The sequence below is a fragment of the Streptomyces sp. NPDC001027 genome (assembly GCF_040299045.1).
Taxonomy (GTDB): Bacteria; Actinomycetota; Actinomycetes; order Streptomycetales; family Streptomycetaceae; genus Streptomyces.
The window spans coordinates 1-24,382 of the sequence record NZ_JBEPBI010000114.1 but is presented as its reverse complement, the minus strand read 5'-3'; the positions used below and the strand labels follow the sequence as shown (position 1 = coordinate 24,382).

Sequence of the window (24,382 nt, the reverse complement as noted above, 5' to 3'; positions counted from 1 at the left end):
CTTCGCGGCCGCCGCCGACGGCTCCGCCCTCGCCCGGTCCGTGATCGCCGGCGCCGGCGAGGACCTCGCGGCCCTCGTCGCACGACTGGCGGCGCGCGGCGTCGTGGTCGACGACGTTGTCGTGGCGGGCGGCACGGTGCTCGGACAGCCCGCGCTGTACGAGGCGTTCGCCGGCGCGCTCGAGACCGCCGTGCCGGGAGCGCGGCCGCGGCCGCTCACCGTGGCGCCGGTCGAGGGCGCGGTGGCGCTGGCGCGCTCACTGCTGTGAGCCGCCGCCGGCACGTTCACCCACAGGACACGCACCGGTCGCCGGGCTCTCGCGCAAGCGACACGACCCGGCCGTAGATCTTCGCTCAGACGCGTCACCCGGCTCACGGGATCGTCGCACGACCCGCGGACCGCCGACGCGCACCTCCTCCCTCCGGCCCCTCGGCCGAGGCCACTCCAGGAAGGCACATTCATGCCGTCACCCGCCGGGCCCAGCTCTCCCTCGGCCGTGAACAGAAGGCGTTTCCTCCAGTTCTCCGTGGGCGGGTCGGTGGCCCTGGTCGCCGTCCCGACGCTGGCCTCCTGGCCGGCCGCAGCCGCGGACGCCAAGGCCGCCGCCGGTCCGCTCCCGTTCGTCGACGACTACAAGACGAACGTCATGGCGAACCTGACGCCCGAGACCAACGCGGCGGTCCGCGCCCTCGGCGGCTTCGCGCGTGTGTGGAAGACCGGCTCGGCATGGAACACGGGCACGCCCCTGCGGCCCGACGTCCTGCGCGCCAACATGCGTTACTGCATCGCGCTCACCCGAAGCCGCACCGAGGCCCAGGGCAGGGAGGCCTTCCTCTACGACCGTCAGCACCAGAGCTACTCGACGATCGCAGGCCTCGGACCGCTGGCGGATCTGTACAAGGCGGGCGCCAAGGCCGTCACGTCGATCACCCGCGCGCCGGACGGCATACCGCCCGCCAAGATCGACGACGCGGTGCCTGCCGACGCGCCCGCCGGCTCGGCCCTCGGCGCCGGTTCGCACGACTCCGACCTCGGCCTGGTCGCCACGCTCGTCGACACCGTGCGCGGCAACTACGCCTCGGGCAACCCGAGCAAGTACGCCTACCAGTACCCGCGGCCGTGGCGCATGAACGAGAACAGCGAGGTCGTCGACACCGGGAAGACCGACGCGCTCGGCTTCCCCGTCTACGACTCGAAGGTGGTCGTCGTCCCGCAGCTGCTGCGCCAGCGCAGCGCCTCGCCGACCGACGACGGCGGATTCCCGAGCGGCCACACCAACGCCTTCCACCTGGCGTCGCTGGCGTACGCGTACGCCGTGCCCGAGCGGTTCCAGGAGCTGGTGACGCGTGCCCTGCAGCTGAGCCACACCCGGATCATGTCCGGCATGCACTCCACCGTCGACGTCATCGGCGGCCGCATCATGGCCACCGCGCTCGCCGCCGCCACGCTCGCCGACCCGGCCAACGCCGAGCTGAAGGCGGCCGCCCGCGCCCAGGCGCTGGCCTACTTCACCGAGAAGACCGGCACGACCGCCGACACCCTGTTCGCCTACGCGCACTCCGACGCCTCCGACGAGTACGCCGACCGCGAGGCCAACGCCCGCGCCGTCGCACCCCGGCTCACCTACGTCCTCACCAGGGAGGGCCGCAAGGAGCCCCTGACGGTGCCCAAGGGCGCGGAGGTGCTGCTGGAGACCCGGCAGCCGTACCTCACCGCGGCCCAGCGGCGGGAGGTGCTGCGCACGACCGCGCTGCCGTCCGGGTACGTGCTGCTCGACGGCTTCGAGCAGTGGGGCCGGCTCAACCTGTTCGCGGCCGCGGACGGTTACGGGGCCTTCGAGCGCGACGTCACCGTCACCCTGGACGCGGCCGAGGGCGGGTTCCAGGCGGCCGACGCCTGGCGCAACGACATCGCCGGCGAGGGCGGCCTCACCAAGCGCGGCTCCGGCACGCTCACCCTGACCGGGCACAACCGCTACCACGGCGGCACCGCGGTCGAGGCGGGCGTGCTCGTGGCCGGGCACGCGAACGCCCTCGGCCAGGGCGACGTGCGGCTGACCGGCGGCACGCTGCGCGCGGGCGAGCCGGTGCGGGTGTGCGGCGCGTGGGCCCAGGGGACCGGCGCGGTGCTCGACCTGACGCTGCGCGGGCACCACGGTCCGGCGCTGACGGTCTCCGGGCGGGTTCGGCTCGAGCGGGGCTCGGTGCTGTCGCTGCGTCTCGACGCCGACCGGCCGCCGGCCGCGGGGACGACCGTGCCGGTGATCTCGGCGTCGGCGGTGCGCGGCCAGTTCGACCGCGTCGAGCTGCACTGCTCTCATCTGCGGGCCGTGCCCGTGTACACGGCGCACGGGCTGTCGGTGCGCCTGCTCAAGCGGTAACGCCCGTCCCGGCGGGAGCCGACCCGGGGCAGACCGATGCCGAACCCGCGTCAGCTCCCGCCACCCCACACCAGGCGTCGCCCCTCGCCAGGCGTCACCGACAACCGGCGTCGCCCCGCGGTCCGGCATCCGGGCGGCCCGCGACGGTCTCGGGCCCCGGTCGGCGCCGAGCCGGAGCGGTGGTCGGCGCCGGCGGCCTGAGGCGGGGGTCGGCGCCGGGCGGCCTGAGGCGGGGGTCGGCGCCGGGTAGGGCGTACCTGCGGTAAGCCGCGATCATCCAGGGTGCGGGAGGGGTCCTGGCCCGCCGTCCGGCCGCCCTTGCCCGCCGGGTCCCTGAGCTATGTTGAGCTTCGTGGAAGACAAGGGAGGCGCACCCGCGCCATCGCCGCAGCAGGCACGCGCACAGGCATCCGCGATCACCTCGGGCAGGACCGGACCGGAGGCGGAGGCGTCCCCGACCTCCCGGCTGCGGGCGCTCTTCGACGGGCCCCAGCTCTCCCCGGGACAACGGCGTATCGCCCAGTATCTGATCGAGCACATCACCGAGGCGGCGTTCCTGTCGATCACCGACCTCGCGGACCGGGTCGGCGTCAGTCAGCCCTCGGTGACCCGGTTCGCCGCGGCGGTGGGCTTCAGCGGGTATCCCGCACTGCGGGAGAGACTCCAGTCGATCGCCCTCGGCGCGCTGGCCGGCGGCCCGGCCGCGGAGGTGAACCGCAGCAACGAACTGCAGGCGGCGGTCGACGCGGAGATCGAGAACCTGGAGAACCTGCGGCGCGACTTCGCCGACCCCGACCATGTCATCGACGTCGGCCGGCAGCTCTCCCAGTCGACGCCGCTGACCATCCTGGGGCTGCGCATCTCCGCCTCGCTGGCCGAGTACTTCGCCTACGCCGCCCGCCGGGTGCACCCGGACGTACGGCTGGTGACCCGGGGCGGCAGCGTCGCCTACGACGCGCTGCTGCAGTCCCGGGAGGCGGGCGGGACCTGGGTGCTGGCGTTCTCCATGCCCCGGCACGCGCAGGAGACCCTGACCGCCCTGCGGGTCGCGCGCAGCGCCGGGCTCAAGGTCGCGCTGATCACCGACCTCGCGCTGGGGCCGATGGCCGACGAGGCCGACGCCGCCTTCGCCACCGGCACCGGCTCCCGGCTGGTCTTCGACTCGTACGCCGCCCCGGGCGTGATGGCCGCGGCCCTGCTCCAGGCCATGACCGACGCGGGCCCCGAGCGCACCCAGGCACGGCTAGAGGAATACGAGCAGATCGCCGAGCAGCACCAGTTCTTCCTCCGGGAATGACCGTTTCCTCCAGGCCCACCCCCTCCCGCATAAAAGACCAATGGGATCAGTACGGGCATTTCACGCATGAATGTTTTCATACGCCTTGCAAACCCGTCGGCATATATAAATACTGCTCACGGCCGCACCCGCCCCGCGAAGGGCTCCTGTACGGGCACCCGGAGACCGCCGTCCCCTACCCACGTCGGCGCTCGGGGCGCCCGGGGCATCGCTTGCGCGAGCGCCCCAGGCGGCCCCGGTCATCCCCTGGACCGGGGCCGCCAACGAACCGTCGGACCACCGTCACGACGCCGATACCGGAAGCGATGATCATGACTCTGACGACGACGCGCATCAGCTCGGACTGGCCGTGCCAGGTCAAGACGCCCGGCAGTTACGACTGGGAGCGCTCGGCCGCCAAGTGGCTGCGCGAACTGGTGCCCGCGCGCTACGCCAGCTACCCCGCCCTGCTGCGCCACCCGGTGCTGCTCGCCCGTCACGCGCAGATCCAGGTCCAGAACGAGGTCCGGGTCGCCCGCACCGCGCTGCAGACCGCTCGCGCCGACCTCCCCCGGCTCGGACTGGCGGAGTCCGTCATCGAGCACACCATCAAGATGTACGCGGCCGAGGTCATGCAGCTTCAGCACATCGCCCGCAGCGTCCGCGCCGTCACCCAGGCCCTGGCGGAGCACAGCGCCGGGCGCTGAACGCGGCGCCGCGCCCCACGTCCGCGCAGGCCGGCGCACCTGACGGGAGCGTTGTCGCAAGACCTCGATCCGGTCCGCGCCCATGTGCCATGCTCGAGACGTGACGAGCGATCCCGCCCTGCCCGTGGAGTCCGGCGGCGTCCCCGACATGGCGGCGCTGACCCGCGTCGTGGCCCGCCAGCGCGCCGAGCTGGACCGGCTGCAGGACCTCGCGGCCACCGCGGCCGTGCTGGAGCGGGCCAAGGGCGCCCTGATGGCACAGCGCGGCAGCACCCCCGACGCCGCCCAGGAAGAGCTGCACCGGCGGGCGCGGGCCGCGGGGCGGACGCTGCTGGAGGAGTGCTGGATCACCCTCGGCGCTCTCGCCGCACCACCGCACGCCGAGCGCGCCGCACCCTCCGCCGACGCCCAGGAGCGGCGGGACGCGCCGCGGCCGGCCGCCGACGAGATCGACGCCGCGGCCCTCGGCCGGCTCAGCCGGTCCCTCGTCCGGGTCGGCGGCTCACAGGAACTCGCCCGCCGGCTGCTGGACCACCTCGCCACCGACGTGGGCGCCGACGCCGTCATGATCTACGCGCGGCTGCCCGGCGGCGGCCTCGACCTCGTGGGGCACGCCGGGATCGACGAGACGCTGGCCGACCAGTGGGGCCGGGTGCCGCCGGTCAGCGGGATCGCCGCACGCGACGCCCTGGAGTCCGGACGGCCGTGCTGGCTGGAGGACCTCGACAAGGACACTCAGCGGTATCTGATGATCGGCGACCCTCCTCGGCGCTGGCCGACCCGGGCCTGGCTGCCGGTGGTCACCGGGGCGTCGGCCGACGTGGCGCTGGGCATCCTGCGCCGCCGTGAGGGCCCCTTCACCCCGCGCGTGCGCGAACATCTGCTGGCCGTCGCCCAGCTGTGCGCGGGCCCGCTGCGCTCCTTCGACACCCGGCGGCCCGCCGTCGTCGCGGGCGCCGCGGACGCCGTGCAGACGATGCTCGACCAGCTGCCGGTCTCCGCGGTGCTCCTCGCGCCCCTGCGTTCCGCGTCGGGGTCCGGGTCCGTCGAGGACTTCCGCATCGACGCCGCCACCCGGACGACCTCCGACGCCAGGGGCCGCAGCGGGCGCGAGCTGGTCGGCCTGCGCTTCCTGGAGTGCTGGCCGGAGATGGCCGGCCAGCCGCTGTGGGAAGGCTGTCTGCGGACGCTGGCGGGCGACGAGCCGTTCGAGGGCGAGCCGTTCGCCCTGCAGCAGATGGTCGCCGGGTTCAGCGAGCTGTCCACCTACTCGGCGAGGGCGGCGCGGCTGGGCGACGGACTGGTCGTCAGCTGGGTGCGGCACGACCCCTCCGACCGGCAGGAGCAGCGGCTGGCGGACGTGCAGCGGCTGGGCAACCTCGGCTGGGTCACCTGGAACCTGGTGACGGGCGAGGGGAACTGGTCCTCCCAGGTCTTCTCCATCCTCGAACGCGACCCCGCCCGGGGCGTCGTCCCGCTCCCGGGTCTGCCGCGGCTCGCCCTGCCGGAGGACGTGCCGGTGCTGGCCCGCTGCGTCGGGGAGCTGGTGCGCCACGGGCAGCCGTGCGACGTGCCGTTCCGGTACGTCACCCGGGACGGCGTGCGCCATCTGCGGGTGGTCGCGGAGGCCGTGCCCGACGCGGAGGGCACGCCCGTCGAGGTGCACGGCTTCCTGCAGGACCTCACCGCGCAGCGCAGCGCCGAACTCGCCCTCCTCGCCAGCGAGCGGGCGATGCTCACCCAGCACGGAGTGCTGCAGGCCGAACGCACGGCCGCCGCCCGTCTGCAGGACGCGCTGCTCCCCCTGCCGAAGCAGCCCGTCCGGCTGGCCGGACTGCAGGTGGACATCGCGTACCTGCCCGCACAGTCGGATCTCAGCGTCGGCGGCGACTGGTTCAGCGCCATCGAACTGCCCGACGGGGACGCCCTGTTCGTGGTCGGCGACGTGGCGGGGCACGGCCTGGGCGCCGTCGCCGCGATGGCGCTGCTGCGGTTCACCGCCAAGGGCATGATCATCACAGGGTCGTCGCTGACCGGGGCGCTCAGCAGGCTCAACGCGCTGCTGCTGCACTCCCGCGATCCGCACGGCTCGGCGACCATGGTGCTGGCCCGCTACGACCCGCGCGAGCACCGGCTCGTCTGGGCGCAGGCCGGCCACCCCCCGCCGCTGCTGCTGCGCGCGGGCGAGGCCCGCTTCCTCGAGCGCCCCTACGGGATGCTCCTCGGTGCGACGGACGCGCCGCGCTACGAGGAGACGGAGGTCCTCCTCGAACCCGGCGACCGGCTGCTGCTGTACACCGACGGGCTGGTCGAACGCCCCACGGAGAGCATCGACCAGGGCCTGCAGCGGCTCGCCCGGGCCGCCGCCCGCCGCGGCCCGGCCGGCCCGGCGCCGCTGGAGCAGCTGCTCGGCGCGGTGCTGGAACCGGACGGCCGCGACGACGTGTGCGTCCTCGACATCAGGCTGCCGCGGGACGGCGAGCGGTAGGCAGGACCGGCCGCTTCCCGCCCCGCCCGGCACATCCCCTCCGCAGCCCGGTCATCCAGCGGCGCCCGACCCGGTCCGCGACTCCAGATCGCGGCGGGTGTCGTCCCCGTACACGCCCGTCTCGTCGCCGCGGATGCCGTACCAGAGCTGGAAACGGGCCACGGCCTCGGTGAGCACGCTGCCGTAGCGGCCGTCGGTGGAGCCGCCGTCGTAGACGTTCGGGATCCTCCGCAGTCGCTGCTGGAGCTCGGTCACCGCGGGGCCGCTGTCGCCCTCCCGCAGGGTGCCCGCGCCGTCGGGGTCGGCGGACGCGCTCGCGGCGGCGGTCGGCGCGGGGGCGGACGCGGGCGGTTGCGCCGCCGCGGCGGCTCCACCCTCGCGGCCGGGCAGCAGCAGCGCGCCGGCGAAGCCGACGAGCGCGGCCGCGAGCACGGCGACGGCGGCGATCGCGACGCGGGGCGGTCCGTCGGCCCGTCGGGGCGCGGGCCGGCCGGCGCGGGCGGGGCCGCGTCCGGGGGCCGGCCGGGCGGCGCGCCTGGGGTCCGGCCCGCGGGCGCGCCCGGCTCGCGCGCCGACGGCCGGCGCCGGGGGCAGCTTCCGGGTCGCGGCCCCGCCGCCCGGCGCCCCCGTCGGCAGCGGAACGGCCTCGTAGTCGTCGGCGGCGTCCTCGGTCATCTCGCGGAACAGCTCCGCGAGGGCGTCGGTGTTGCGCGGCCGCAGGACCCGGATCGGCTCCAGGACCTGACGGTCGTGCGGCTGTCCGGGTTCCTCCGGTGTCGGCACCTGGTCTCCCTCCCGTGGGTCCCCCGGGAGGGATACGGGCGGGCGGGCCGCCCGGTTCACCGCAGCCCCGCCCGGCGAGGACCGCCGAGCGGGCCGCCGCGCGAGGAGGGCGGACTACTGCGCGAAGAAGTGGCGCAGGGAGCGGGTCGTCGCGGCGACGAAGGCATCGCGCGCGTCCTCGTCGAGGGCGTCCAGGGAGAGGTAGGGGTTGAGGTCCTCCAGCTCCATCAGCAGCAGCTCGCCCTCCCGGGTGCGGCAGGCGTCCACGCGCTGGATGCCGTGCGCGAGGCCGTTCCAGTCGACGAAGCGGTGGGCGAACTCCAGGTCCCGCACGGTGGGCCGGTACGGCTCGAGCTCCCAGCGGCGGTCGGGGTGCGGGGCGTACAGGGCGTACTGGAAGTCGTGGTCGACGTAGTAGAAGGAGACCTCGTGGACGAAGTCGACGCATGGCTGCAGGAGGAGCGAGCCGTCGGCGACGGCGGGCAGGGCGTCCGGCGCGACGACCCGCAGGCCTGCCGAATCGGCGCCGAGCCTGGGCTTGACGACGTACCGCTCGGCCTCGGGCAGCCGGTGCAGGTCCTCGGCGCGGTCGACGGTGGGGATCACCGGGAAGCCCTCGGCGCTGAGGTCGAGGAGATACTGCTTGCCCGCCATGTCGGCGCGGCCGGTGAGCGGGTTGTAGACGCGCACGCCGTCGCGCAGCGCGCGCTCGCGGAAAGCCTCGTACGGGGCCCGGTAGCCCAGGACCGGTCCGCTGTTGCGGACGACGACGCCGTCGAAGGCGGGCATCAGCGCCGACGCGTCCAGCGGATGGCACAGGGCGAGATCGAAGTCCGCGCGCAGGCGGGAGGAGAGGAAGACGTCCTCGTCGCCGTAGCGGCGCCCCCGGGCCGGGTAGGCGAGGTCGGTGACGTAGAGGAGACGGGGGCGGGCGGCGGGCATGTGCGAGGTCTCCCCTGGGGCGGCGAAGCGGTGCGCAAGAGATTACGTCAGCCAGAGCGCGGCCTACCTGGCGGTACGGCTGCGACGGGCGGGACTCGTGGGCGGCGGCGGACGAACGGGTCGTACGATGACAGGACCGTCGTTCTTGTCTCCTGAAGGGCTCGCCGATCCCGTGACCACCGCAACACTTCTCGACGGCAAGGCCGCCGCAGCCGACATCAAGACCGAACTCGCCCTGCGCGTACAGGCGTTGAAGGAACGCGGTGTCACCCCCGGGCTGGGCACGATCCTCGTCGGCGACGACGCGGGCAGCCGTTCCTACGTCGGCGGCAAGCACCGTGACTGCGCCCAGGTCGGCATCGCCTCGATCCGGGTGGAGCTGCCCGCCGACGCCTCCCAGGCCGACGTGGAGGCCGCAGTGCTCCGGCTGAACGCCGATCCGGCGTGCACCGGGTTCATCGTGCAGCTCCCGCTCCCCGCCCACATCGACACCCACGCGGTGCTGGAGCTGATCGACCCGGTCAAGGACGCCGACGGCCTGCACCCGACCAACCTCGGCCGCCTGGTGCTGGGCATCCCGGGCCCGCTGCCCTGCACCCCGCGCGGCATCATCGACCTGCTGCGCCGCAACCACGTGGCGATCACGGGGCAGCAGTTCTGCGTGATCGGCTGCGGCGTCACCGTGGGCCGGCCGCTGGGACTGATGCTGACCCGCGCCACCGAGCACGCCACCGTGACCCTGTGCCACGAGGCCACGCAGGACACGGCCGCGCACGCCCGCGAGGCCGACGTCGTGGTGGCGGCCGCCGGAGTGGCCCACATGGTCCGCCCCGACTGGATCAAGCCGGGCGCCACCGTGCTGTCCGTGGGTCTCACGCGCACGGTCGAGGGCATCCTCGGCGACGTCCACCCCGACGTGAGCGACGTCGCCGGCTCGTTCGCGCCGCCGATCGGCGGGGTCGGACCGATGACGCGGGCGATGCTGCTCACCAACGTGGTCGAGGCGGCGGAGCGGCTCTGACCCGACGCCGGCCCGGCACTCGGTTCCCCGTACGAGGGAACCGAGTGCCATCGGTGCGGTCGGGGTGTTACGTTCCCGTCCATGAGCGCGACTGACAAGGCGCAGGCCAAGCCGCCCATGCGGGACGCCCTGGTCGCGGCGGCCTTCCGGCTGTTCCTGGAGCGCGGTTACGAACAGACCACGGTCGACGACATCGTGGCGCTCGCGGGGGTCGGACGGCGTTCCTTCTTCCGTTACTTCCCCTCCAAGGAGGACGTGGTCTTCCCCGACCACGAGCGGTGCCTGGCCGACATGACGGCCTTCCTCGCGGCGAGCGGCGAGCGGCACGAGCCCGTGCGGCGCGTGTGCGACGCCGCCCGGCTCGTCCTGCTGATGTACGCGGAGAACCCCTCCTTCTCCGTGCAGCGCTACCGGCTCACCAAGCGGGTCCCCGGGCTGCGCGCGTACGAGCTGTCCGTGGTGTGGCGTTACGAGCGGGCCCTCGCCGACTACCTGCGCGGCCGCTTCGCCGGCCGGCCGCAGGGCGCCCTGCACGCCGACGTCATCGCGGCCGCGGTGGTGGCCGCGCACAACAACGCCCTGCGCTCCTGGCTGCGTTCGGACGGCCGCGGCGACGCGACCGCGACCGTGGACCACGCCCTCGGGTTCGTGCAGACGGCGTTCGGCGCTCCCCCGGCCCCCGGTCCCGGTCCCGCGTCGACCGTCCCCGCCGCCGGTCCCGCGTGGGCCGCCGTGACGTCACCCGCCGCCGAACGCCCGGAGGACGTCGTGGTGGTGGTCGCCCGGCGCGGAACGCCTCTGTGGCGTGTGGTGCGGGAGATCGAGACGGCGCTCGAGCCGAACCCGACGCCGGGAGATTAGGGTACGCAGTGCCTTTACCTGTGACACTGAGTGCCATACGCTGTGGCCGTGCACGGCGGCACGGTCGACCGGGCACGTGCGTGCACGGGTGAACCGCGCACGTGGTTTCCGGCCGAGTGCAGGGAGTTGACCCGCGTGTACCACCACTCAGGAACCGCCGTACAGCAGACAGTCCGCTCCGCCGCGGGCGTCCTCGACCGCCCGCGCGCCGACGGTGACACGATCCACTTCCAGCGCTGCACCTGGTGCGCCACCACCATGTACCACCGCCTGCTGTGTCCGGTGTGCCAGGGCAGCGACCTGCGCACCGAGCGCAGCGAGGGCGTCGGCACGGTCCGCCACGCCACGGTCGTGCACCGCAACACCCCGGCCGCGCGCAATGTGTCGCTGGTCGAGATGGCCGAGGGGTTCGTCGTGCGCGGCCGGGTCATGGGCCCGCTCATCGGCATCCACAGCGGAGCCCGCGTCCGGCTGGCCACGGCCGAGGACCCGGTGCGCGGGGAGCCCGTCTTCCAGATGCTCGACGAGCCGTTCCGCTCCTGGCACTGAACCGCACCGCTCCTGGCGCCGAGCGCCGCACGTCACCCCGGTCCCGCGTGACCGGATTCGTTCGCTCCCGGGGCGGTGTCCGCCCGCACAGGCAACCCACAGATCAGGTTTCGCTTCCTCCGTGACGCGAGGAGCTCCCGGGACGGACGGGGCTCCCGCGCTCCGGACCTGAGGAGTGGACCTTGATCCGTGCCCGGCGAATAGGCGTCACCGCCGTGGCCGCGCTCGCGGCCCTGGCGGGAACACCGGGACTGGCACTGGCCCGACAGCCTTCCGAGACGAGACCCCCCACCGCGTCCGCCGACCGCGAGCTGCCCCCGGGGTGGCAGGTCGCCGGCAAGGGCGCCGCACGCGAGCTGGTCTGGCGCTCGCCCCGGCCCGTGCCCATCGGCGACGCGCGTGGAGTTCCACGCCGGGGGCCGGCTGCTCGGCGTGCCGAAGCAGGCCGGGGACGGCCGCACCTTCCGGCTCCCGCTCGGCGCGTCCGGCGACACCCCGCTGAAGGACCTGCGGGCCCTCGCGAGCGGCCGCCGCCTGGACGCGCCCGCCGTCGACTCCCCCGTCGGCAGGCGCGGTTCGTCCGCGACGCGCCGGCCCCCGGCCGCCGCGCCCCTGCCTGCGAACTCCGTCGACCCGGGCAGGCCGGGCTCGTACCGCACGGTCACCGGCGAGTACCGCCTGGACCCGGTGCGGTTCCCGGGGTACGCCGAGCCGGTCGAGATGCGGGCCGTCGTGGTCGCGCCGGCCGGGGCCGCCGGCAAGCGGCCGCTCGCGCTGTTCCTGCACGGCCGCCACGGCACCTGTTACACGCCGGGCGTCGAGGACGACGTGAGCGGCGCATGGCCCTGCCCGGCCGGCACGAAGGAGATCCCCAGCTACCGGGGCTACCTGAAGGACCAGCGACTGCTGGCGTCCCAGGGCTATGTCACCGTCTCCGTCTCCGCCAACGGCGTCAACGGACAGGACTGGCAGGCCGAGGACGGCGGCGCACAGGCGCGCTCCTCACTGGTGCGTCAGCACCTCGCCCGGTGGGCGGACTGGGCCGCCCACCCGGGCGACGCCCCGGCCGGCGTGCCCGGCGCTGCGAAGGCCGACCTGTCCAGGGTCCTCCTCGTCGGTCACTCGCGCGGCGGCGAGGGCGTCAACAGGGCCGCCATGGACAGCCTCTACCCGCCGCCGGCCGCCCAGGAGGGCTACCGCGGCAAGGTCCGCTGGAAGATCCGCGGGACCGTCCTCGTCGGACCGACGATCTTCGGCCAGAATCCGGTGGCCGACGTCCCCTCCGCGACGATCCTGCCCGGCTGCGACGGGGACGTCGCCGACCTCGAAGGCGAGACGTACCTCGACGGGACGCGCGGCATCAGCACGGGCGCCGCCCTGCACAGCGCGGTCTACGTCGTCGGCGCCAACCACAACTTCTTCAACAGCGAATGGACGCCGGGAACCTCCGAGGCGCCGTCCTCGGACGACTTCGCGGACGATCCCGGGGACGGGCCGCGCGACCCGGTGTGCTCCACCGGCGCGCCGACCCGGCTGACCGCCGACCAGCAGCACCGGGCCGGCGCCTCCTACATCGCCGCCGCGGCCCGGCTCTTCGTCGCGGGCGACGACCGGGTGCGCCCGCTGCTCGACGGCTCCGGCAGGCGCGCTCCGTCCGCCGACCCCGCCCGCGTTCTCACGCACGCCGTGGGCGGCCGTCGCACGGGCGGCTTCGTGCCCGACGGCGGGGTCTCGGTGACCGGCGGCCGGATCTGCCGGGCCGACCCCGATCCGGCGCAGGCCTGTCTGGGCGAGGACGCCGTGGGGATGTCCCCGCACTTCGGGTGGTGGGATCTGCCGAAGGACTCCGGCAAGAGCGCGGTCGCGCTGAAGTGGTCGGCGCCGGGCTCCCCCACGAAGATCGCCTCCGCCGCCCCCGTCTCCCTGTCGGGCGCCCGGAGCCTGGCCCTGCGCGTGTTCGTGCCGCCCAACACGACAGGCACGGAACTCGACGTGAGCGTCGCCGACTCCGCAGGCCGGCGAGCGACGCTCGGCCGGGTCCGGGTCGACGGACTGCCCGGCTCCGACCGCACCTCCTCCTACTGGGCCCGCGAGCTGCGGCTCCCGCTGACCGCAGCCGCACACGCAAAGGTCGACCTCCGGCACGTCACGTCCCTTGAGCTGACGCCGCGTTCGGGGCCCGGCGCGGCCTGGTTCATGGACGCCTGGGGCTGGGCGCCCGGCACCCCGGCGGTGCGGGCTGCGGCGCTGCCGCGCGTCGACATCGGCCGGCTCACGGTCGAGGAGGGCGACTCCGGCGCCCGCACCTACCGGGTGCCGGTCCAGGTCTCCGGACACGGCGCCGGCACGGCCCGCTTCTACGTCGTCGACGCCGAGAGCGGCCTGGCGACGGAGAAGGTGCTCGCGGTCCGGCCCGGCGCCGACCCGGTCGACCTCTCCGTCGAGGTGAAAGGGGACACGCTCTTCGGCAACGACGAGGGGCAGGACCTTCTCGTGAAGGCCGTGCGGGGCGCGGTCGTCGGCTCCTACCGGGGCGGGGTCACCGCGCACAACGACGACCCGGCGCCGCGGGTTACCCTGGCGCCCGTCGTGCGGGCGACCGAGGGCGAGACGCTGACCTGGCAGGCGTCGCTCTCCCGGGCCGCCGAGGTGCCGCTGTCGTACCTGCTGCGGCTGACGCCGGTCACCGACGGGGCCGAGCTGTCCACCAAGGACGTCGACCCGCAGTGGCTCGCCGACGTCTCGGGCCAGGAGCCCGACCCCGAACTCCCCCTGTCCCAGGTGGACATGTACACGGGACCGGACTTCCCGGCCGGGGCCACGACCGCCGAGTTCGGCATTCCGACGGTGAAGGACGAACTGACCGAACCCGCGGAGTCGGTGCGCTTCACGCTGAGCGACGGCTGGAGCGGGCCGATGCCGGACGCCCCGAGTTCGACCGGAACGGTCGTGGACGCGCCGTAGCGTGCCCCGACGTCCGGAGGGGACCGGACCGTCCGCGGTCCGGCCCCCTCCGGCGCTCACAGCGTGATGCGGATGCCCACCGTGCCGTCCAGCCCTCTGCGCAGCCGGCTGCCCAGCAGGGTGAGCCGGCCGAGGACGCCGTACTTGCGGGCGAGCAGCGCGCGGTAGCGGGCGGTGGTCTGCGCGTCGCAGATCTCGGCGGTGGCCGGGATCTGGTCGCCGGTCGGGTTGCCCCGCACGTCGCAGGGGCCGACCAGGACGTCTCCGCGCGCCCTGATGCGCTTCACCTTCCAGGCGTCGGCGGCCGACCAGGCCCCGAGCGCGTCGCCGTCGCGCACCACCCACACGGGGGTGGCGACCGGCGTCCCGTTCTTGCGGTAGCTGGTGATCAGCAGGTACTTCCCCGCCGCCAGCCGGTCGAGCGACTCGTCGTTCATGGCCGCAGTCTAGGCGCCCGGAACCTCTCGCACTCCCTCAGCGGACGGCGCAGGCCATACGCCGCACTCCCTCGGCGAGGATCTGCGGCGAGGTGGCCAGATTGAGCCGTACATGCCCGGATCCGCCCGTGCCGAAGTCCGGTCCGGGGGTGAACGCCACCCGGCCCCGCTCCAGGAAGACCGCGGCGGGATCGTCCCCGAGGCCCAGGGCCCGGCAGTCGAGCCAGGCCAGATAGGTCGCCTCACCCGGCCGGTACGCGACGCCGGGCAGGTGCTCGGCGAGGAGGGCGGTGAGCAGGCGGCGGTTGTCGTCGAGACCGGCGAGCAGCGCGTCCAGCCAGGCCGTGCCCTCGCACAGGGCTGCGGTGTGCGCGAGGACGGCGACATGGCTCGCCCCGTGACCGACCTCCTCGGGCAGCCGGGCGAGGTCGGCCGCCGCGTCGGGGCCCGCGATCGCGAGGGCCGCCTTGAGTCCGGCCAGGTTCCAGCCCTTGGAGGCCGACATCAGCGACAGACCGCGCCCCGCGCCCGGGACGGCGAGATAGGGCACGAAGCCGCCGTCCGGAGCGGCGAGCGGTGCGTGGATCTCGTCGGCGACCACCCGTACGCCGTACCGGTCGGCGAGCGCGGCCACGGCGGCCAGTTCCCGGGCCGTGTGCACGGTGCCGGTCGGGTTGTGCGGGTTGCACAGCAGGTGGGCGGCCCGCCCGCCGTCCGCGACTGCCCCGCGGTAGGCCGCCTCCAGCACGTCGAGGTCGAGCCGGCCGTCCACACCGAGGGGCGCCTCGGCGATGCGCCGGTCCATGTGCTCGACGAACGCGAAGAACGGCGGATACACCGGCGGGTTGACCACCACGGCGTCGCCGGGGGCGGTCACCAGCTTCAGCATCTCGACGACGCCCAGCATCACGTCGGGCACCATCGCCGTCCGCTCGACCGCGAGGTCGTGCCAGCCCCAGCGCTTGCCGGCGAACCCGGCCAGCGCCTGCGCGTAGGCCGTTCCCGCCGAATAGCCGGTGTCGCCGAGAGCGAGGGCCCGCGTCACCGCGCGGACGACCGGCTCGGCGAGCGGCACGTCCATCTCGGCGACCCACATCGGCAGGACGTCGGCGGGGTGGGTGCGCCACTTCACGCTGGTGCGACGGCGCAGCGAATCGAGGGTGAGGGCGTTCAGCGGATTCGGTTCACCCGGCGTCTCGTGCGGGATGCTGGTCATGGGCACAAGATAGGGGGCCGTGGTGTGACCTGGGATCACGTGAACAGGACAGTCGCGGCGGACGCCGCGGGCATCAGGGAGATCGCCTGCGACGAGTCGGGCTCGGACGGCGAGAACCTCACCGGCGGCAACACGGACGTGTTCGCCCATGCCAGTGTGCTGCTGTCGGCCGAATCCGCCGCCGGGCACGTACTGGAGATCCGCGACCGGATCCGTTCGCCCGCGGAGGAGTACAAGGCGAACCATCTGCTCCGGGAGAAACACCGGGCCGTGCTGGAATGGCTGCTCTCGCCGTCGGGCCCGCTGCACGGACGGGCCCATGTGCACCTGGTGGAGAAGCCCTTCTACATCGTGGACCGGGCCGTCGACCTGCTGCTGGGCGATCCCGGTGCGGCCGTGTCCCTGTTCGGGGACGGGCGGCGGACCTTCACCGGGGAGGAATGGGCGGGCTTCCTGGAGGCGGCGAACCAGCTGCTGTGGGTGCGCCACGACGATGTGCCGGGCGCGCCCGTGCCGCGCTTCTTCCACGTGGTGGACGTCCTGCGCCGCCGGTATCCGGGGACGACGGCGGCGGACGTCCTCGGGCGGATCGCGGAGGAACGCCCGCGCGCCCTCTCCTACCGCGCCGCCATCCAGGACGGCCCGTTCGTGCTCGCCCCGGTGCTCAATCCGCTGCTCCCCTCGATCCTGCACACCGCGGCCCACTGGAGTGCCGGCGGACGTCCGGTCCGGCTCGCGCACGACCGCCAGAACATGCTCACCCCGGAGCGGATCACGTGGATCGAGGACGAGGCCCGGCGGCGCGGCATCCGGCTCGCGGGGCTCCGGCTGGTCGTCTCACGGTCCGACGCCCGGGTCCAGCTCGCCGACTTCCTTGCCGGCATCGCCCGCCGCATCGCCTCGGACGAGCTCAACGAGCGCGGCGACCCGGCACTCTCCACACTCCTGCGCCCCTACACCGGCCCGACAGCCGTATGGGGCGACGAACGAAGCTGGGTGCGGCTGGGGCCGGAGCGGGCGTCGGGGGAGCCGTCCGGCCGGGTCGACTCTCGCGTACAGGGGCTTTCGTAGGCGGGCGCTGAACGCTCCCGGGCTTTCGCTCGTATGGAGATGAGGGTGCTCAAGGACCGGAGGGCCCCGCGGTGTTGAGTCCGCGCGTTCAGGGTTTCGGGAGCCAGGCATGAGGCACGTACGACGACGGACCGTCCGGCGAGTGACACGGCTGGCGGCGGTCGGCGGACTTCTCCTGGGCGGAGCCATGGTCACGCAGGCCGCCATGGCGAGCGAGCCGCCCGGCGCGGCGGCGGTTCCGCGCAGCGCGGCGGAATCGGTCGTCACGAACCCGGGGGCGGCGCTCGTCGAGAAGTTCGGCGCCGCGCGCACCGCGGGCACCTGGCTCGACTCCGAGGGCCGACCGGTCGTCGGCGTCACCGACGAGCAGACGGCCGAGGCCGTGCGGGCGGCGGGGGCCGTCGCCAAGGTCGTGTCGCACAGCATGAACGAGCTCAAGTCGGCCACGACGGCGCTGCGTTCGGCTCCGCGAGTGGCCGGCACGGCGTGGGTGACGGACTACCGGTCCAACCAGATCGTCGTGCAGGGCGACAGCACCGTGTCGTCCTCGGACTGGTCGAAGCTGACGCAGACGGCGGGCGGCATCGGCAGCTTCGTGCGCATGGAGCGCACCACCGGCAAGTTCACCACCCGGATCAACGGGGCGCAGCCCATCCTGTCGACCGGCGGGCGTTGTTCGGCCGGCTTCAACGTGACGAACGGGACCAGCGACTTCATCCTCACCGCCGGGCACTGCGGTCCCACCGGGTCGACCTGGTTCGCCGACAACCAGGCCAAGCAGCAGGTGGGCCAGACGGTCAACTCCAACTTCCCCGGCAGCGACTTCTCGCTGGTGCAGTACGCGAGCGGCAAGGCCGGGCCGAGCGCCGACGTGGTCGCCATCGGCAACGGCAACGGGGTGCGGATCACGGGCACCGGCGACGCGGCCGTGGGCCAGCGGGTCTTCCGCAGCGGCAGCACCAGCGGGCTGCGCGACGGAGAGGTGACCGGCCTGGACGCGACGGTGAACTATCCGGAGGGCACGGTCGGCGGGCTCATCGAGACGAACGTGTGCGCCGAACCGGGCGACAGCGGCGGCCCGATGTTCTCCGAGGGGATCGCCCTCGGCATCACCTCGGGCGGCAGCGGCGACTGCAAGACCGGCGGCACGACGTTCTTCCAGCCCGTGGACAACGCGCTGGCCCAGCTGGGCGTCCAGCTGATCGTGTCGGCCCCGTCCGCCAACGCCCAGGGCGGCGGGTCCGCCTCGTCCAACGAGCCCGCGCCGACCGCGTCCAACACCCAGGCGGCGATCGCCCCGGGAGGGGCCTCGCCGGGCTCGACCGCCCCGGTGACCGGAGTCGGCCAGAGCGCGACCCTCGCCTCGCGGCTGACCGATCCGAAGAACATCGGCCCCGGTCTGCTGGTCCTGGCGGGCAGCATGGTCGCTCTGGTCGCGACCCGGTACATCCGCGCCGAACAGGACCGCAAGGCGTACCAGCGGTACTACTCGGCGACCTGGGGATGACCCGGCCGGGCGGCCGGCAGAGGGACCCGGTCCGGCCCGTACAGGAACGCCCCCGGCTCGGACGAGGTCCGTGGGCCGGGGGCGAGGGGATCGTGAAGTGCGGGCGAGGCCGTCGGGTGAGGGGCGCGGACGGACTCGGCGGGTGCGGGGGTGCCGGGCGCCGATGAAGGACGGCCCCGCGGCGGGGAGGCGGTCAGGCCGCTTCGACGGGCTGCGGTGCGGCGGCCCACTCCAGGACGAGCCGCTGGTATTCCTCACGCTGCTCGACGCTCAGTGTCCCGCCGGACCGGAGCCACAGGGCCCTGATCTCCTCGTTGACCTCTGCGGCCGATCGCTCGGAGAGGGTTCCAACAGTGGTGGACATGGTGTGAATCTTACGGCTTCCGAGGTGAAGGCCGCGTGAGTCATCACGAATGAACCGGACATAACGGACGTGTTACTGATCACGTCCGTCTGTCAACCTCCACGGCGCAGTTCAGCCCTGCGCTGAGCCCGGCGACGGGATCCGCGGCCGCGCCCCGACAGGCGACGCGGCTCACGACTCACGACTCATGGCTCACGTGCCCGGCTTGCGCCCGTACACGAAGACGTCGTCGCCGTTCTTCAGCAGCGACCAGTACTTCTTGGCGGTCGTGCTCGTCATGTTGACGCAGCCGTGCGAGCCCGGCGGGTTCCACATGCTGACGCCGACCGAGTGGAAGGCCTGGCCGCCGTCGAAGAACTGGCTGTAGGGCATGGGCACGTTGTAGATGGTCGACACGTGGTCGATGTGCCGCCAGTAGATCTTCTTCAGACCTGTGCGGGTCTCGTAGCCGTCGCGGCCGGTGCGGACGGGAACCGGCCCGTAGACCAGCCTGCTGCCGTCCTGGATCCAGCTGATCTGGAGGGTGAGGTTGACGCAGGCGATGCGGCCCTTGTTGGTCGGGCACGTGCCCGCCTTGTTGGGCTTGTTGCCCACGGCCTTCTGCTTGTTCATGAGATCCATCACGCCCCAGGTGACGGGCCCCGCGTAGCCGATGTTCGGCGTGATGCCGTGCTTGTTCTGGAACGCGCGGATGGCCGAGCAGTCGGCGCTCGACTGCCTGCCGTCGACGGGCCGGCCGAGGAACTTCTCCACCTGCTTCTGGTACGGCCCTGCCGACGTCGTGCAGCTCGCGGCCTGGGCCGGCGCCGCGCCCAACGCGAGCGTCAACGGCGCGACCAGCCCGGTGATGCCGAGCGCGACCGCTCCTCGTCTGCGTATGTCCCCCATGACCTGCCCTCTCCCTGACACTGTTCTCGCGGTTTCGTCAACGTAGACCGGTCGGTGGGGGCAGTGGTTGTGGTACGCACCGGTCTGTGACGAAACAGTGAACTTCCGGACCGTCAGGTGAAGTGAAATGATCTGACGGCCCCTTGAGCTGCACCGCGTCATCAGGAAGGTACTCGTGCGGATATGTCCGCGTTCCTCCAGCAACTTCCCGCCCTTCTGGGCGTCGTCGTCGGCGCTCTCGGCTCGTATCTCGCCCTGGTGCGCAGCGACCGGGCCAGGTTCGCGCGCGAGCGGTCGGCGCGGTGGGAGGAACGACGGCTGACGGTGTACGCCGAGTACGCGCGGGCGGTGAAGAAGTCGGTCAACCTGATGTACCGCGTCGCCTCGCACCAGGGCAACGACCCGCACCCCTATCCGCTGTCCCCGCAGGAGGCCGCGCCGCAGCTGGCGCAGGCCACCGACGGACGTGACCCGGCCGGGGAGGCGCTGGTCATGCTGGGCAGCCACGGTGTGGTGGAGCGGGCGCGGACATGGGTGACCGTGGTGATGGACATGGAGCGCTTCCTGCGGGAGGGGACGCACGACCCGCAGGCCTGGCAGGCGCTGCTGGAGCGGCAGCGCGCCGGCCGCGAGGGCTACTACGCGGCCGTGCGCGAGGACCTCGACCTGCCGCCGGGCCACCCGGCGCGCTGGCCGACGATGGCGCCGCCACTGGCGTCGCCGCCGCTGCCGCCGCCCCTGCCGCCGTCTCCGCCGTCGCCCTCGGCGTGAACGCCCAGCGGCGGCCGACGGCCGGGCTCACACGACAGCCGAGCTCCCCCGGTAGTCGGGCTCACCCGGCGGCCGGGTTGAGCCGGTCGTCCAGTGCGCCGTCGTCCGCGACGAACCACAGCTGGCCGCCGCGGTTCGCCTCCCGGACGAAGTCCCGCAGCGCGGAGCTCTCGGCGAGCTGCCGGGAGACGTCCCCGACGACGGCCAGCCGTATCCGGTAGTTCACGAACTTCTGCACGACCTCGCCGGCGACCCCGGACCGCAGCCGGAAGAAGTCCTCCCCGATCCGTTCCGCGGGCACGGCCACGAGCTGGGCGTCCTGGCCGAACGCGTCGCCGATCAGGTCGAGTGCGGCGCGCTCCCCGTCGAGCGGCGGGCCGTCGGGGGCGCACCGCAGGACGCGGGTGCCGTGCAGGGTCAGGAGAGTGGCGGTCATGCCCGTGAGACTACGGCCGCCCGGCGCGGCGGCGCCGCTCTTTTCCCGTCAGTGACCCCGGGCGATCCACTCCTCGAGGTGGGGCGCCTCGGCGCCGATGGTGGTCGCGTCGCCGTGCCCGGTCAGCACCTTCGTCTCGGGCGGGAGGGCGAGCAGCCGGTCCCTGATGGAGGCGATGATCGTCGGGAAGTGCGAGTAGGAGCGACCGGTGGCGCCGGGCCCGCCCTGGAAGAGGGTGTCGCCGGTGAACAGCACGCCCAGAGCGGGCTCGTGGAGGCAGACGGCGCCGGGGGCGTGCCCGGGGGTGTGCAGCACGGTGAGGTCGGCGCCGGCGGCCTCGATGACCTGGCCGTCGGTCAGGTGGGCGTCGGGCTCGCGGTCCGGGTGGGTGAGCTTCCACAGCGGCAGGTCGTCGGGGTGCAGCCAGATCGTGGCGCCGGTGGCGTCGGCGAGGGCGGGCGCGGCCGAGACGTGGTCGTTGTGGGCGTGGGTGCACACGATGCCGGTCAGCCGTCGCCCGCCGAGGGCGGCGAGGATCGCGTCGGCGTCGTGCGCGGCGTCGATGACGATCGCCTCGTGGTCGTCGCCGACGATCCACACGTTGTTGTCGACGTCCCAGGTGCCGCCGTCGAGGCTGAACTGGCCGGAGGTGACGAGGCGTTCGATGCGCGCGGCCATCACAGCACCACCACCGAACGCAGGACGTCTCCGTGGTGCATCCGCTCGAACGCCTTCTCCACCTCGTCCAGCCCGATGGTCTCGGTGACGAACGCCCCGAGGTCCAGGCGGCCCTGCAGATGCAGGTCGATCAGCATCGGGAAGTCACGCGAGGGCAGACAGTCGCCGTACCAGGACGACTTCAGCGTCCCGCCGCGGCCGAACACGTCCAGCAGCGGGAGTTCGAGCTTCATCTCGGGGGTGGGGACGCCGACGAGGACGACGGCGCCGGCCAGGTCGCGGGCGTAGAAGGCCTGACGGTACGTCTCCGGGCGGCCGACCGCCTCGATGACGACGTCGGCGCCGAAGCCGCCGGTCAGCTCCCGGATCGCCTCGACGGGGTCGGTCTCCTTGGAGTTCACGGTGTGCGTGGCGCCCATCTCGCGGGCCTTGGCCAGCTTGCGGTCGTCGATGTCCACGGCGATGATCTTCGCCGCGCCGGCCAGCCGCGACCCGGCGACGGCCGCGTCGCCGACCCCGCCGCAGCCGATGACGGCCACGCTGTCGCCGCGCCCGACGTTGCCGGTGTTGATCGCGGCGCCGATGCCCGCCATCACCCCGCATCCGAGCAGCCCGGCCACGGACGCCGACACCGAGGAGTCCACCTTGGTGCACTGGCCGGCCGCGACCAGCGTCTTCTCCGCGAAGGCGCCGATCCCGAGGGCCGGCGACAGCTCTGTGCCGTCCAGCAGGGTCATCCGCTGCTTGGCGTTGTGCGTGTCGAAGCAGTACCACGGCCTGCCGCGCAGGCAGGCCCGGCACTGGCCGCACACCGCCCGCCAGTTCAGGATCACGAAGTCGCCGGGCGCGACGTCCGTGACGCCGTCGCCGACCGCCTCGACCACGCCCGCCGCCTCGTGCCCGAGCAGGAACGGGAACTCGTCGTTGATGCCGCCCTGCTTGTAGTGCAGATCGGTGTGACACACCCCGCAGGCCTGGATCTGCACCACCGCCTCACCCGGGCCCGGATCCGGGATCACGATCGTCTCCACCCGCACCGGTTCGTCCCGGCCCGGTGCGATCACTGCGCGTACTTCCTGCGGCATGGCGCTGCCCTTTCCTCGGCGGTCGTCCGTCCCTGTGCCGACCCTACGCTCGACTGATCGGCGACGGGCGCCGAGGCCGGCGTCGGCGGGCCGCGTCGGCGTCCTGAAGACGCCCTTTCCCGGCGGTCCGCCCGGCCGGCCGTCGTAGCCGGTGGGTACCCACCGAGCCTCGAAGAGTCCCCTGACCACCGCCCAGGCGGCCGACGACGACCGGCCCACGTGGCGCCTGCTGCTCGACTACGTGCGCCGGCATCGCCGGGCCCTGCTCGCGGGGGCGGCGCTCTCGTCACCGGCGCCACCGGACTGCTGCTGCCGCTGGTGGCACGGGGACTGATCGACGATCTCGGCCACGACCGCGCGATATCGGGCGCGTTGCTCGCTCTGACGGCTCTGGTCGTCGCCAACTCCGTGGTGGGCGCGCTGGGTTCGTACGTTCTGCAGCGCACGGCGGAGTCGGTGGTGCTCGGGGCGCGGCGGGCGTTGTCCTCGTATCGGCTGCGGCTGCGCGTCACGGCCGTGGACCGCAGCGAGCCCGGCGACCTGATGGCCCGCATCACCTCGGACACGACCCTGCTGCGGGAGGTCACCGCCGATTCGCTGGTGGGCCTCGGCGCCGGCGGGCTCACGCTGGTCGCCACGGTCGTGATGACGGGCCTGGTGGACCCGGTGCTGCTGGGCGTCACGCTGACCGTGATCCTGGGCGCGGGCACGGTCCTCGGTGTGATCGTGCCCCGCATCCACCGGGCCAGCCGCCGGGCGCAGGACGCGGTGGGCGTGATGGGGGCGTCCCTGGAGCGGGTCCTCGGCGCGCTGCGCACCGCGAAGGCCGCCGGCAGGCCGTGCACGCCCGCAGGGGCCGCCCGGTCGTCCGGACGGCCCCTGCGGGGAGAAGAGGAGGAAGGGACTCAGACCTGGATCCCGGGCAGCAGCCCGGTGACGGGGGCGGCGAGGTCGGTGATCTGGTGCAGCTCGCTCAGCTGCTGGAGCTGCGCCGCCTTCTTGACTTCGCCCAGCTGCCGGGAGACGGGCGGGAGTTCGGAGCGGTGCTCGGCCGGGATCTGGGAGGTCGCGAGCGAGTCCAGCGCGGTCAGCGGGTTGATCCGGCCGTCCGTCGGGGCGTCGGCCGCGTTCGCCATGGGCGCCGCGAGGCCCGTGAGCCCGGCGGCGAGGGCGGCGAGGGCGGCGATGCGTCGAGTGGAGATCATGCTTTCAGCAACGCCGTGACCGCCCGGCGGACACGGGCGGGCGGCCGCCCTCACCCGACAGGGCGAGCCCGCCGCTGCGCTTGCCGAGCCGGGCTCGGCGGAGGAGCCTCGAAGGTGAGGGCCCGGCGGCGCCTCTCCCCTCGGCCGCTGCCCTCCGAGGAGGTCACCATGGGCACCGCTGCAGGCTCCGCCTTCGACACCGAGGCGCTGCGCCAGGGCATTGAAGGACAGACCGCGGCGACACTTCTGTCGCTCTACGCCGACGACGCGGAACTGCGGCTCGTCGACCACAACACCCAGCCGAGCAAGCCCCGGGTGCTGCACGGCCGGGACGAGATCGCCCAGTTGCTCGACGACGTCTACAGCCGGGACATGACCCACAAGCTGGAGGAGTGCATCGTCCAGGGCGACCGCGCCGCCTACAGCGAGTCCTGCCGGTACCCGGACGGCGTGCGCGTACTCGCCGAGTCGATGATCACCCTGCGCGACGGCAAGATCGTCGAGCAGACGATGATCCAGGCATGGGACGAGTAGGGAGGAAGACCGCCGGGGTCCAGGTCACCTCCCGGTTGACCTGGACCTTCTCGGTCCGGGCCGGCCTGGGGCGGTCACGGGCGTCCCGGCCGGCGCTGTCGGAGCCGGTCCTCGCGGTCGGCCGGCGTGCGACGGTCCTCCTGGTGCGCAGGGCGCTGAGATCGGCCCGCCGGCGTCCGCTCTCTCCGGCGCCCGCCACGGCCCGCCGGCGTCACGGCC

General features: G+C 73.7%; 22 protein-coding genes and 3 pseudogenes. 15 read left to right on the top strand and 10 right to left on the bottom strand.

Features of this window, described 5'->3' with window-relative positions; genetic code table 11:
- The 5 genes and pseudogenes from ABT300_RS26720 to ABT300_RS26700 form a co-directional block, all read left to right on the top strand.
- Nucleotides 1–268, top strand: a pseudogene (locus tag ABT300_RS26720) (ATPase); the annotation flags it as partial.
- Between the two features lie 192 nt (nucleotides 269–460).
- Nucleotides 461–2,380 carry a phosphatase PAP2 family protein gene (locus ABT300_RS26715; RefSeq protein WP_351680511.1) on the top strand — a complete coding sequence of 640 codons (1,920 nt, stop codon included), beginning with the start codon at nucleotides 461–463 and terminating at the stop codon, nucleotides 2,378–2,380.
- Nucleotides 2,381–2,732: 352 nt separating this feature from the next.
- Nucleotides 2,733–3,677: a MurR/RpiR family transcriptional regulator gene (locus tag ABT300_RS26710; RefSeq protein WP_351680509.1), complete on the top strand. Its 945-nt coding sequence runs from the start codon at nucleotides 2,733–2,735 to the stop codon at nucleotides 3,675–3,677.
- Between the two features lie 305 nt (nucleotides 3,678–3,982).
- Nucleotides 3,983–4,363: a hypothetical protein gene (locus ABT300_RS26705; protein WP_351680506.1), complete on the top strand. Its 381-nt coding sequence runs from the start codon at nucleotides 3,983–3,985 to the stop codon at nucleotides 4,361–4,363.
- Between the two features lie 148 nt (nucleotides 4,364–4,511).
- Nucleotides 4,512–6,851 carry a SpoIIE family protein phosphatase gene (locus tag ABT300_RS26700; RefSeq protein WP_351680517.1) on the top strand — a complete coding sequence of 780 codons (2,340 nt, stop codon included), beginning with the start codon at nucleotides 4,512–4,514 and terminating at the stop codon, nucleotides 6,849–6,851.
- A gap of 51 nt (nucleotides 6,852–6,902) precedes the next feature.
- Here ABT300_RS26700 and ABT300_RS26695 read toward each other — a convergent pair whose 3' ends face one another.
- Together ABT300_RS26695 and ABT300_RS26690 are read right to left on the bottom strand one after the other, a co-directional pair.
- Nucleotides 6,903–7,634, bottom strand: coding sequence for a peptidoglycan-binding domain-containing protein (locus ABT300_RS26695; RefSeq protein WP_351680504.1), 732 nt, complete (start codon nucleotides 7,632–7,634; stop codon nucleotides 6,903–6,905).
- 114 nt (nucleotides 7,635–7,748) lie between these two features.
- Entirely contained in the window at nucleotides 7,749–8,576 is an 828-nt protein-coding gene (locus tag ABT300_RS26690) for an ATP-grasp domain-containing protein (protein ID WP_351680501.1), read from the bottom strand.
- Nucleotides 8,577–8,748: 172 nt separating this feature from the next.
- On the opposite strand from ABT300_RS26690, the gene ABT300_RS26685 reads away from it, so the two are divergent.
- From ABT300_RS26685 to ABT300_RS26670, 4 genes and pseudogenes are all read left to right on the top strand, one after another.
- Nucleotides 8,749–9,597 carry a bifunctional methylenetetrahydrofolate dehydrogenase/methenyltetrahydrofolate cyclohydrolase gene (locus ABT300_RS26685; protein ID WP_351680498.1) on the top strand — a complete coding sequence of 283 codons (849 nt, stop codon included), beginning with the start codon at nucleotides 8,749–8,751 and terminating at the stop codon, nucleotides 9,595–9,597.
- A gap of 117 nt (nucleotides 9,598–9,714) precedes the next feature.
- A complete protein-coding gene (locus ABT300_RS26680) occupies nucleotides 9,715–10,458 on the top strand; it encodes a TetR family transcriptional regulator (RefSeq protein WP_502977999.1) in 744 nt (247 codons plus the stop codon).
- A 135-nt stretch (nucleotides 10,459–10,593) separates the two neighbouring features.
- Nucleotides 10,594–11,007 carry a Zn-ribbon domain-containing OB-fold protein gene (locus ABT300_RS26675; protein WP_351680493.1) on the top strand — a complete coding sequence of 138 codons (414 nt, stop codon included), beginning with the start codon at nucleotides 10,594–10,596 and terminating at the stop codon, nucleotides 11,005–11,007.
- 182 nt (nucleotides 11,008–11,189) lie between these two features.
- A pseudogene (locus tag ABT300_RS26670) lies at nucleotides 11,190–13,971 on the top strand (alpha/beta hydrolase).
- Nucleotides 13,972–14,027: 56 nt separating this feature from the next.
- Here ABT300_RS26670 and ABT300_RS26665 read toward each other — a convergent pair.
- Together ABT300_RS26665 and ABT300_RS26660 are read right to left on the bottom strand one after the other, a co-directional pair.
- Nucleotides 14,028–14,408 carry a PPOX class F420-dependent oxidoreductase gene (locus ABT300_RS26665; protein ID WP_351680490.1) on the bottom strand — a complete coding sequence of 127 codons (381 nt, stop codon included), beginning with the start codon at nucleotides 14,406–14,408 and terminating at the stop codon, nucleotides 14,028–14,030.
- A gap of 37 nt (nucleotides 14,409–14,445) precedes the next feature.
- A complete protein-coding gene (locus ABT300_RS26660; RefSeq protein ID WP_351680487.1) occupies nucleotides 14,446–15,624 on the bottom strand; it encodes a MalY/PatB family protein in 1,179 nt (392 codons plus the stop codon).
- Nucleotides 15,625–15,663: 39 nt separating this feature from the next.
- On the opposite strand from ABT300_RS26660, the gene ABT300_RS26655 reads away from it, so the two are divergent.
- Nucleotides 15,664–16,695 carry a hypothetical protein gene (locus tag ABT300_RS26655; protein ID WP_351680484.1) on the top strand — a complete coding sequence of 344 codons (1,032 nt, stop codon included), beginning with the start codon at nucleotides 15,664–15,666 and terminating at the stop codon, nucleotides 16,693–16,695.
- 109 nt (nucleotides 16,696–16,804) lie between these two features.
- Nucleotides 16,805–18,202, top strand: coding sequence for a S1 family peptidase (locus ABT300_RS26650; protein ID WP_351680481.1), 1,398 nt, complete (start codon nucleotides 16,805–16,807; stop codon nucleotides 18,200–18,202).
- A 193-nt stretch (nucleotides 18,203–18,395) separates the two neighbouring features.
- Here the strand turns inward: ABT300_RS26650 and ABT300_RS26645 are convergent, their stop codons facing one another.
- Both ABT300_RS26645 and ABT300_RS26640 read right to left on the bottom strand, forming a co-directional pair.
- The gene (locus tag ABT300_RS26645) at nucleotides 18,396–18,566 is read right to left on the bottom strand and encodes a hypothetical protein (RefSeq protein ID WP_107445596.1); all 171 of its coding nucleotides are present in this window, start codon (nucleotides 18,564–18,566) and stop codon (nucleotides 18,396–18,398) included.
- A 192-nt stretch (nucleotides 18,567–18,758) separates the two neighbouring features.
- Nucleotides 18,759–19,454, bottom strand: a complete 696-nt coding sequence (locus tag ABT300_RS26640) for a L,D-transpeptidase family protein (protein WP_351680478.1) — start codon at nucleotides 19,452–19,454, stop codon at nucleotides 18,759–18,761.
- 183 nt (nucleotides 19,455–19,637) lie between these two features.
- Between ABT300_RS26640 and ABT300_RS26635 the strand changes: the two genes are divergently transcribed.
- Entirely contained in the window at nucleotides 19,638–20,225 is a 588-nt protein-coding gene (locus tag ABT300_RS26635; RefSeq protein WP_351680475.1) for a hypothetical protein, read from the top strand.
- 61 nt (nucleotides 20,226–20,286) lie between these two features.
- Here ABT300_RS26635 and ABT300_RS26630 read toward each other — a convergent pair whose 3' ends face one another.
- Genes ABT300_RS26630 through ABT300_RS26620 form a run of 3 tightly spaced genes read right to left on the bottom strand, consistent with a single transcriptional unit; the run spans nucleotide 20,287 to nucleotide 22,424 of the window.
- A complete protein-coding gene (locus ABT300_RS26630) occupies nucleotides 20,287–20,661 on the bottom strand; it encodes a DUF4180 domain-containing protein (protein ID WP_351680473.1) in 375 nt (124 codons plus the stop codon).
- Between the two features lie 48 nt (nucleotides 20,662–20,709).
- The gene (locus tag ABT300_RS26625; protein ID WP_351680470.1) at nucleotides 20,710–21,339 is read right to left on the bottom strand and encodes an MBL fold metallo-hydrolase; all 630 of its coding nucleotides are present in this window, start codon (nucleotides 21,337–21,339) and stop codon (nucleotides 20,710–20,712) included.
- Nucleotides 21,339–22,424 carry an S-(hydroxymethyl)mycothiol dehydrogenase gene (locus ABT300_RS26620; RefSeq protein WP_351680467.1) on the bottom strand — a complete coding sequence of 362 codons (1,086 nt, stop codon included), beginning with the start codon at nucleotides 22,422–22,424 and terminating at the stop codon, nucleotides 21,339–21,341. The genes ABT300_RS26625 and ABT300_RS26620 overlap by 1 nt, the downstream gene beginning before the upstream one ends.
- A gap of 181 nt (nucleotides 22,425–22,605) precedes the next feature.
- Between ABT300_RS26620 and ABT300_RS26615 the strand changes: the two are divergent.
- Nucleotides 22,606–23,258, top strand: a pseudogene (locus tag ABT300_RS26615) (ABC transporter transmembrane domain-containing protein); the annotation flags it as partial.
- Between the two features lie 71 nt (nucleotides 23,259–23,329).
- Here the strand turns inward: ABT300_RS26615 and ABT300_RS26610 are convergent.
- On the bottom strand, nucleotides 23,330–23,629 hold the full coding sequence (locus tag ABT300_RS26610) for a hypothetical protein (protein ID WP_351680514.1): 300 nt from the start codon (nucleotides 23,627–23,629) through the stop codon (nucleotides 23,330–23,332).
- A 168-nt stretch (nucleotides 23,630–23,797) separates the two neighbouring features.
- Between ABT300_RS26610 and ABT300_RS26605 the strand changes: the two genes are divergently transcribed.
- Both ABT300_RS26605 and ABT300_RS26600 read left to right on the top strand, forming a co-directional pair.
- The gene (locus ABT300_RS26605) at nucleotides 23,798–24,163 is read left to right on the top strand and encodes a nuclear transport factor 2 family protein (protein ID WP_057577438.1); all 366 of its coding nucleotides are present in this window, start codon (nucleotides 23,798–23,800) and stop codon (nucleotides 24,161–24,163) included.
- Nucleotides 24,151–24,382: hypothetical protein (locus tag ABT300_RS26600; RefSeq protein WP_351680465.1), on the top strand; the 232-nt coding region annotated here is incomplete at its 3' end. The genes ABT300_RS26605 and ABT300_RS26600, both read left to right, overlap by 13 nt.